The following is an 8,387-nucleotide window of genomic DNA, read 5'->3' as shown; positions in this document are numbered from 1 at the left end:
GGGCGCAGCGTTTCGGGGCGTGTGGTTTCGGGGCGCAGCGTCTCGGAGCGCGTGGCCTCGAGGCGAGGAGTATCGGGCCGTAGCGTCTCGGGCCGCGTTGCGTCGGTTCGCGCCGTGGGCGCGCGGTGCTCGGCACGCGCGCGCGGTGCGGTGCGTTCGACGGCAGCGCCGGATGCCACGTCGTCGAACCGGGCTTCCAGCGACGAAACACTCTGTTCGGTGCGGAAGGCCCAGGCCTCCAACTTCTTCAGGCGCGCCTCGACGCCGTTGTCGTCGCCCACCCGGGCGGCGACGCTGTCGAGCTTGTCGCTCACCTCGCGCAGGAGCTCCGCGATGCCCGACAAGACCGCGCCGACCGACTCGGCGCCCTGCTGGCCGTGCTCCATGCGTACCTTCTTCCCCGTCGATGCCCGAACTGCGTGCGTGGCCCGGCGATTCTATCCGCAGCCCCTCGGGGGTGCGGGGCGAGCACCGGCCGTCGCGGTCGCGGCAGCGGGCGGGCGATCCGGCGCGCCCGGCCGCGTCACCGAATTGGCGGCAAGTATCAATCGACCAAACTTTCTGTGGTGTTTCTCGCGCATGTCGCTGCGAAATCCCTTGTGACGCAGCGCACAACGCCTGGTGAGCGGCGTCGCGGCGGACGCGGCGCACCCGAGCGCGGGGTAAAGGGGGCTGGCGAGCGGAGAAAGATAGGCGCACTCTTGATCTATGGAGTAGGTCGCGAGACCGTGCGGTGTTGGGCAGGGGAGTGATCGCGTGAGAACGACGCAGCGCGTGGAGCAGGCTTGCGGGCGTCGGGCGGTGCTCGCCGAATTGGGCATCGCCGATGTGCCGGACGAGATCCGTACCGCGGTGAGTGATCGGTCCCGGTACAGCTGCCGGTGTCCCGGATGCGCTCACGCCCAATGGGATCTCCAGCGACTCAAGTATTGGTTGTGCGGCAGGCTGGTCGCGTTCGGCGCCGACGAGGCCGACGTGGATCGGCGCATCGGCGGCATCCGCGTCGACATCCTGTGGCGGATCGGCGAGCGGACCTACGCCATCGAGGTGCGTGGCGGGCCGCTGGACCGGACCCTCGCCCTGGAGCACACGGCCCGGTTGCGCGAGGCGGGTTGCGACGGCGTGCTGTGGCTGTGCCAGCCCGGGTACTGGGTCGCTCACCTGCCCGCGCTCGGCATCGCCGACTTCGCCCCGCCCGCCTGCGATTACCTCGCCGACATGGGCATGCTCGACGCCGAGCACAGCGCGGTCGCGATGCCCAAGCGGGCGCCGTTCGAACTGCGCGAGTTCTTGCGCGGCTGGGTGTCGGGTGAGATCGTTTGGGGTTTTCGCGACGAGATGACGGGAGGATGGGCCACCGTGACCGACTGGGAGCATCACACGAGAACACAGGCCGCGGTGATCGCCCGGCAGCGGCAGGAGCTGATGAACCAGCGCACCGCGCTCGCCCTCTCCCGGAAATCGGTCAGAGACAAGCAGAAACAGGTCATGAAGCTGACCGCCCGCCTGGAGCGCGCCGAACACGACGCCCAGGAGCAGGCCGACGCCCTGGCCGAGGTGAACCGCAAGCTCGCCGACCACCACCGCGTGGACAACAGCCTGCGCACCACCATCGCCGGCCTTCAGCAAACCGTCAGCCACTGGCAACTGATCACCTACTGCGCGATGCTGCTGATCGTGACGTTCCTCGCGGCGGCGATGGTGGTGCGCTGAGTTTCGATTGCTATACGGGGCTGGGAGTAGCGGATCAGGCGCTGGTCAGGCGGAAGGGGCCGCGGTCCCAACGCCATTCGTTGCGCAGCACCAGCGCGGCGAAGTCGAGGAGTTCGAAGCCGGTCTCGTGGTGCAGCCGCCGTATTTCTTGCCACGGCACCGGGCCGCGTTCGACGAGTTCGGTGAGTTCCTTCTCGTGACTGGCTTCCACCTCGAGGCGGGCCAGCTCCGGTAGGCCGAGGCGGCTGCCCGTCCAGACGAACCACCCCCACCCTTCGGCGTGCGCGCGGGCTCGGGCGGCCGCGGACTTGACGCGGTTGACGTGGAAGGCGACGTGGCCGAGCGGCTGCACGTCGATCAGCACCACCCGTCCGTCGGTGAGACGTGCGCCGACGCTCGGGTAGTAAATACGTTCCGAACCGTCGATGTCGTACGGCACCGCCACCGGATGTTCCTGGAACGTCTCGACCAGGTCCGCCGCGTTGAGCGTGCGCAACAGCCTGGCCTGAAGCGCGGAGTCGAAGCCGACGTCGCGGCCCACCTTGTCCAGGTAGAACCGTCCGCGACCGTCGTCGTCACCGTCGACCGTCCGCGCGGAACTCGTCGGCAGTGCGGCGGGCGCGCGCGAAGGCCACTCGATTCGCGCCGACCACTCACCGACCTCCGTGGCGGCCGCGGGTTCGGCGTCGCGCAATTTCGCCAGCTGCCGATTCGTCTTCTTCTGCCACGCCATGATCCGCTGCATGACGTAGCCCGCGATCCGCTTCGCGTCCTCCGGAGCGTGCCCCGCGAGCCGCAGCTTCAGATACGACAACTCGTTGGCCGCCAGATCCGTGTCGGTCGCGTACGTCTCCACCAGCAGCGCCCGCACCAGCGCCGAATCCCGCCCGTCCACCGGATACCGCTGGGCGAACACCTCCGCCTGCCCCCGGCTCAGCGCCGCCTCCCGCAACATCTGCCCGACCGCCCGAGTGTGCAACTGCCGCACCCGATCCCGCGCCAAATCGAACCGCGCCCCGATCCGCGCCAACGTCTCCGGCCCCTCCCCACCGATCCCCAGCCGATACCCCAGAATCTCCGCATCCCGCTTCCGCCGCTCCGCGAACACCCCCACCATCCCCGCCCCCCCCTCGTTCACCTCTTCGAGCCCGAACGACACCTCCCCCCGAATGTCGTCCACGAACAACCCCCCGTCCCCCTCGCCGCCAAACCCCAATTCACCAGCCACAACCCGCAGCCTAACGGCCCTGTCCGACAATCCATGCCACGCTCGGCATCAGGATCAGCTGCCGTCCAGCCACAGCCGACCCTCGAAACACCGCGTTCCGCCGACTTCGCTTTCGCGGCGCGAACGATGTCTTCCAGCGTGAACCCGTTCAGCGTCGCGAGTGTGAGGAGGACCTCGCGCACGTCCGCGGCTTTGCCCAGTCGGTCGTCGGCGTCGGCAGCGCGCAATTCGGCTGCTTCCTCGAGCAGCTTCTCGTGCAACGCGTCTTCGTAGTCCTCGGGTTCGAGGACACGTACTTCCGGCGTACGGCCGCTAACCCGGATGATCTCCAACAAGTTCGCGCTCGGATCAACGCTTCTCGAACTCGCACGCTTCGGTCGCGACGTTGTTCCGCTGGGGGAACTGGCAATGCTGTCCTTGGCGTGACTTCTCGACCGATCAACCGGATATCCCCAAGCGTCATCGTTGACGAACTTTTGCGACAGGGGCTTTCTTTCGATTCTCGAACGGGAGCGAGAGCCGTCCATCACGAACGGTCAGGCTACGGATGCGCTCGCCGACGCGGCCGTGCGTTCGACTCCGTCGATGGCAGAAGTTTCACAACCTCCGTGTCGCAGGCAAGGTCGCTCACACCCTTTACGAACTCGAGGCGGCGGAGCGAAGCGAATCGTCAGCCGGAACGTGCGAAGAAGGCGGAGGAAGTTGCGCCCGGAAAGCGAAAACAGCCTGGCATTGACGAAGTTTCGCCGAGCGCTAAGCTGTTCTACTGCCCGTCGCAGGTTATGCCGGTGCGAGTGCGAGCAGGGTGATGAGCGCGAAGCCACCCAAGGCCGTGTACCCGGCCCAACCAGCCCCCAGAACGAACGCCCTGCGGGCGCTTTGCCCGTCGGAGTGCTCGATGAAGGCGCGTATGGTACCGACGAACGCTGCGACCACGAGCACCATGACCAAGACCAGGGTGAAGCTCGTGGAGTTGTCGATCGGACGGGCTTGAAGGTCGACCGGCGGGGTGGTCGATGCCTCCGCGCTCGCCATTCCGGGCTTGAGCAGCTGATCCTGGTCGAGAGTGAAGATGGTCATGTTCTGATCCGCTCGATTGATTGAGTGGATGTCCGGGGCTATCGTCGCCATGGCGGTTCCTATTCAAATGTCGTGTCCCATGGCACCGAGTCGACCGTAGAGGTTCGTGCTCCGCTCTGGATCAGAGGGCGGAGCACGACTCATATGAGTACGTGATCTCGTCGGGCCGCCGCGATGCTGGATCGACTGTAGCCCCCAAGGTCGACACGATGATGACTCGAAAACGAGCGGATCCGAGCTGTGTTGAGTCCGAATATTCGACTGGACGCCTGTCTTTGCGCATAGCTGCTGGTCCGGGCGATATCGCGGTTTGCAGTACTGTTGCCAGCTGTTTCGTTCCGCAAGTGTGTGTGAGCAACTCCACTTTTGCATTGTGACTGCGGTCACTAATTTTTGCGAGATTTGGTAGTTATGGCCACTTCCAGCAAGCTTCTCGATGTACTGATTTTCTTGACATCCAGTTTCTGTACTGGTTTTCTTGACATCATGGATGGCATGGACGCGGGTGAAGGGTGCGGCGACACCCCGGAGCCTGGACCGTCGGATCTCGTGTGGGCCGTGGGCGAATTGACTGCGTCTATTCGGCAGTGGTGCGATGAGCTTGCTACGGAACTACTTAACCGAGCGGCGCTGCGTGAAGGGCGGCCACCACCGGTTGGTCCGGAGCTACTTGATGGTCAGCCTCGACTTCTTTGGGAGTTGACCAAGCTCCGTATTCGGCATCAGGCGAAGGTAGACCCGCTGCGTGCCGTTGGTACCGCTCGGGCAGCCGGTGCGACATGGCAGCAGATAGGAGCCGCGTGCGACATGACCCGTCAGGGTGCGTACGACCGCTGGGGAAAGGTGGTGAAACAGTTCCTCATCGAGATGGATTCGGAGCCGCCCCTGCTTGAGAAGTTCGACCCCGGCGGGCAGGACCGTGTCGACATCGGTCGGCGCCGACGGCGAACGGCGAGGGAGGGTCGGGCAAGAGATGAGGCGCTAGAACCCGGCTCGAACTGAGCAAGGGCAGGCCGCTCGGTTCGCTCCACTTGCATCAGTTCATGAACAGTTCCTGAGACAAGATAGGCCCCGCGAAAGGGGGCCTGATCTGTGAGACGGTGGTGCGCGATACGGGGGATTGAACCAATGACTTCTCCCGCGCGTCAGTTCTGGTATCGCACTCCAGTTGGGGAATCCGAACAACTCCGATCACCTCGAACTTGCACTCTAACAGCGCAAATAAGGGGTTCGAGCAAGTCCGGGCTACACCGAAAGCTCTGGCATAGCCATGCGTGTGTTGGGTGTGCACTCGCGCGGCCACCGCGCCTACCCGCTGACCGCGCTCATGTCCGGGTCGACGCGGCGGAGGGCGGATGCCAACCATTCGGTCCGGCGGTGCTCGACAGGCATCTCCATCAGGCCGTTCGTGGCTTCCTCGATCGCACGGGCCGTGTCCCCTAGCAAGGACAGAACGCCACCGCGTTGTACCGCGCCGAATCCGGGCGTCCACCAGTACATCGCTTCCGGGGGTTCGAGGCCGTGCGCTGCTTCGGTCGCCGAGTCCGCGTCGGCCAGCGCGTGCTGGGCCTCCTGTGTCTCTCCGTGCGCTGCCAGCAGCTCGGCCCGCCGCATCCATGCGTAGGCGATCAGGACGGGATGCGCGCCACGGACGGCCGGCGCGGCGTCCGAGAGGGCGATCACTTCGCCGTAGTCGCCTGTCGCGCTCCAAGCCACGTATCCGGCGAAGCCGAGGCTATGGACAAGTCGGTCCAGGTCGCGGGACTCGGCGGCCAACTCCACTGCCGTGGAAAGGCTTCGTCGCGCAGCGGTGTCCGCCCCTACCGCGTGTTCGAGCCAACCGCGATACTGTGTGATCTCGGAGGCGAGCGCTACCGCCTCTGTTCGCGCCGTCCGCGCCTCACGGGCGAACTGCTCGGCCATGGCGGACATGCCGCGCACGGCCGGAAGCACCGCCAACGCACCGGCCGCGTCCTCGATCCGCCGGGTAGACGAGAGCATCATGGCGACCTCGGCCAAGGCGCTGGCGTCCACGCTCGCGGCCGATCTCGTTGCGGCAGTAGGACGGCCGAGGTCCGTCGTCCCCAGCACCCTCTCGTAGGCGGCAGTCACCCCGGCGGGCACCGGGCGTTGTCCTGTCTCGATCAGCGACAGGTACGCCGTGCTGTAGAAGGTCCGTTCCGCCATACCGCGCAGGGAAATGCCCGCCGCCTCGCGGGCGGCGCGCAGGAGCGCCCCGGTTTCCACCATTCCAGCGTAACGGGGCTGTAGACGCATGTGGACGGCGAAACCATAGGAGTGCCAACCGTCCACACATAGCGTCGATTTCAGCCCCGCCGCCTGGTCGCCGCTGGTCCTCGGCGGCGGGAGCTTGCCAACTACGACAGGGGACGAAGGGCAGGGAGTGGACGCGCTCGGATGGACAGACCCGTGTTCGCCGACACCGGAATGGGATCGCGCGCAGGTGCGCCGGTTAGCGCGACGATTGGGTTATCCACTGCGGTGGGCTGCCCCTGCTTCCGCGCTCAGTTTGGTCGAACAGGTGGAATTTTCGGGGGCCGGCGTCGTCCTGTTGCCCTCCTCGGCGCACGTCGACGTCCTGACGCTGGATCGGTTGATGTCGGTTGCGGACGTCGAATGCGCCGCGCCGCGAGAGTCGTTCGTCCGCTGGCCCGCGCTCGGCGGGGTGCGTAGGTGAGCGCGGCGTAAGCCGGTCTTGTGTTTGTGATCGCGCTACTGCTGGCCGTCGTCGTCGCAATGATCTTCTGGCCGTCCGACTACGACGACTGAAGTAGGCACGGCGGCAACAGTTTCGAGTGGACGAAGTCCATACGTGCTGGCGAGCTCCCTTTCGAGGATCCAGGCGTCGACGTCGTGCTCGTCGTAGATCCAGCGGCGGCCGAACTCGAACGAGCGGGGCCGCGTCACTCGCGAATCACCTGTCGCCGCTGAGCCTCTGAACGCTCACGCTCGCCCCCGCCCTGCGAAGTAGCCGCGCTACCACCTGCATTTCGACGAGGGTCCCCTCCAGCCCGGTCTCGAAGGCTGTGTCGGCCAGCGATCGCGCCTCCGACAGAGATAGCGGCCGTGCGGCGCGAAGGGCTTTCATGACTGCCGCCGTGGATGTGCTGCCTGCCTCGACCGTGAGGGTGGTCGGACCATTCGCGGCCAGGAGGGCATCGCGAACACTTTCGGGCAGCGGAGGCTCGTAACCGCATTCGTGCCAGACGTTTTCACACATCGAGCAATCTGTCACCATGTCCCACCCGTGGTCGTTTCCTACGAGAGTTTCGATGACCGTTACCTCGGCGGGGGATCCGCATTGGCCGCAACGAGTCGGGTAGGGCGCGGATTCGAACACAGTATCCACCCCGCGGAATCCTAGCCGTGCAGTGCAGCTGCGAGCCCCGGTTCGTCTGTGCGGCCCGGCTGGGCGCCGACCACCCGGCGCGTCGAGGGAGCGCCGCAGGGGGCAGAAACAAAATCGGACCCGGTCGAAACCGGGTCCGATCTGTGAGACGGTGGTGCGCGATACTGGGATTGAACCAGTGACCTCTTCCGTGTCAGGGAAGCGCTCTCCCGCTGAGCTAATCGCGCGAGGTGGAGACGGGAATCGAACCCGTGTGCACGGCTTTGCAGGCCGTTGCCTCACCACTCGGCCACTCCACCGCGCAAAGGGGGAAGGCTGTTTACACTGCCTGGCCCTACCTCTCGAGCGGATGACGGGATTCGAACCCGCGACCCTCACCTTGGCAAGGTGATGCGCTACCAGCTGCGCTACATCCGCATTTGCATCTCGGGGGCTTTCGTTCCGGCCTCCTCGGTGCGAGACAGAACATTAGCCGACGCCCGGCGAAAGGTACAAATCCGCTGGTAGAACGGCCGGAAACGGCGAAGTTGCGAATGTGGCCGATGCGGCCGGTGGGGTGTGGGGGACTGGGGAGGTGTGTGGGCCGAGGAGTCGCCCTCGACCCGCGAGCGCGGCATCTCGTTCGGTCGGTCGCGCGGGGGTGAAGACCGGGGTTCGGTGCGGGGCCGCGCCGTGGCTCACACGCAACACGACCATTCACCCGCAACACGACGAATCGGTGCTGTCCAAGTGGCGATTTGGTGGCTGACCGGTAGAGCGTGCTAATGTTCCATCTCGTTCGGAGGGCCACTCCAGTCGCCGCCCGAACGGAGAGTTCGGTCTCATAGCTCAGCGGGAGAGCGTCCGCCTCACACGCGGAAGGTCGCTGGTTCGATCCCAGCTGGGACCACTCAGAAGCCGCAGGTCAGCGCTATTTCGAGAGAATAGCGCAGCCTGTGAGCGATATAGGTGCGATCAATTCGCATCCATCCTGGGCTCGACTCGGAGCCGACATCG

Annotated in this window: 8 protein-coding genes and 4 tRNA genes; 4 read left to right on the top strand and 8 right to left on the bottom strand. The window is 65.7% G+C overall.

The window, feature by feature from the left end; genetic code table 11:
- On the bottom strand, positions 1–386 hold a 386-nt coding region (locus T333_RS25370), incomplete at its 3' end, for a hypothetical protein (protein ID WP_496426063.1).
- A 370-nt stretch (positions 387–756) separates the two neighbouring features.
- Here T333_RS25370 and T333_RS25365 point away from each other — a divergent pair.
- Positions 757–1,713, top strand: a complete 957-nt coding sequence (locus tag T333_RS25365; RefSeq protein WP_354999629.1) for a hypothetical protein — start codon at positions 757–759, stop codon at positions 1,711–1,713.
- Between the two features lie 34 nt (positions 1,714–1,747).
- Here the strand turns inward: T333_RS25365 and T333_RS25360 are convergent, their stop codons facing one another.
- The 3 genes from T333_RS25360 to T333_RS25350 form a co-directional block, all read right to left on the bottom strand.
- Complete coding sequence (locus T333_RS25360; protein ID WP_496426062.1) at positions 1,748–2,893, bottom strand: hypothetical protein; 1,146 nt, start codon at positions 2,891–2,893, stop codon at positions 1,748–1,750.
- Complete coding sequence (locus tag T333_RS25355) at positions 2,848–3,276, bottom strand: nucleoside triphosphate pyrophosphohydrolase (RefSeq protein ID WP_496426061.1); 429 nt, start codon at positions 3,274–3,276, stop codon at positions 2,848–2,850. The genes T333_RS25360 and T333_RS25355 overlap by 46 nt, the downstream gene beginning before the upstream one ends.
- 445 nt (positions 3,277–3,721) lie before the next feature.
- Positions 3,722–4,072: a hypothetical protein gene (locus T333_RS25350; protein ID WP_496426060.1), complete on the bottom strand. Its 351-nt coding sequence runs from the start codon at positions 4,070–4,072 to the stop codon at positions 3,722–3,724.
- A 360-nt stretch (positions 4,073–4,432) separates the two neighbouring features.
- Between T333_RS25350 and T333_RS25345 the strand changes: the two genes are divergently transcribed.
- Complete coding sequence (locus T333_RS25345; RefSeq protein ID WP_496426059.1) at positions 4,433–5,023, top strand: hypothetical protein; 591 nt, start codon at positions 4,433–4,435, stop codon at positions 5,021–5,023.
- A gap of 306 nt (positions 5,024–5,329) precedes the next feature.
- On the opposite strand, the gene T333_RS25340 is transcribed toward T333_RS25345, so the two are convergent.
- On the bottom strand, positions 5,330–6,268 hold the full coding sequence (locus T333_RS25340) for a helix-turn-helix domain-containing protein (protein ID WP_496426058.1): 939 nt from the start codon (positions 6,266–6,268) through the stop codon (positions 5,330–5,332).
- 295 nt (positions 6,269–6,563) lie between these two features.
- On the opposite strand from T333_RS25340, the gene T333_RS25335 reads away from it, so the two are divergent.
- Positions 6,564–6,719, top strand: coding sequence for a hypothetical protein (locus T333_RS25335; protein WP_496426057.1), 156 nt, complete (start codon positions 6,564–6,566; stop codon positions 6,717–6,719).
- A gap of 824 nt (positions 6,720–7,543) precedes the next feature.
- On the opposite strand, the gene T333_RS25330 is transcribed toward T333_RS25335, so the two are convergent.
- The 3 genes from T333_RS25330 to T333_RS25320 form a co-directional block, all read right to left on the bottom strand.
- Positions 7,544–7,618 (bottom strand) — tRNA-Val (locus tag T333_RS25330).
- Between the two features lies 1 nt (position 7,619).
- Positions 7,620–7,690: transfer RNA gene (locus tag T333_RS25325), tRNA-Cys, on the bottom strand.
- A gap of 45 nt (positions 7,691–7,735) precedes the next feature.
- Positions 7,736–7,808, bottom strand: a tRNA-Gly gene (locus T333_RS25320).
- Positions 7,809–8,208: 400 nt separating this feature from the next.
- Here T333_RS25320 and T333_RS25315 point away from each other — a divergent pair.
- Positions 8,209–8,280, top strand: a tRNA-Val gene (locus T333_RS25315).
- The last annotated feature ends 107 nt before the right edge of the window (positions 8,281–8,387 follow it).

The sequence above is a fragment of the Nocardia sp. CNS-044 genome (assembly GCF_059570515.1).
This window is presented reverse-complemented; position numbering and strand designations above follow the sequence as displayed.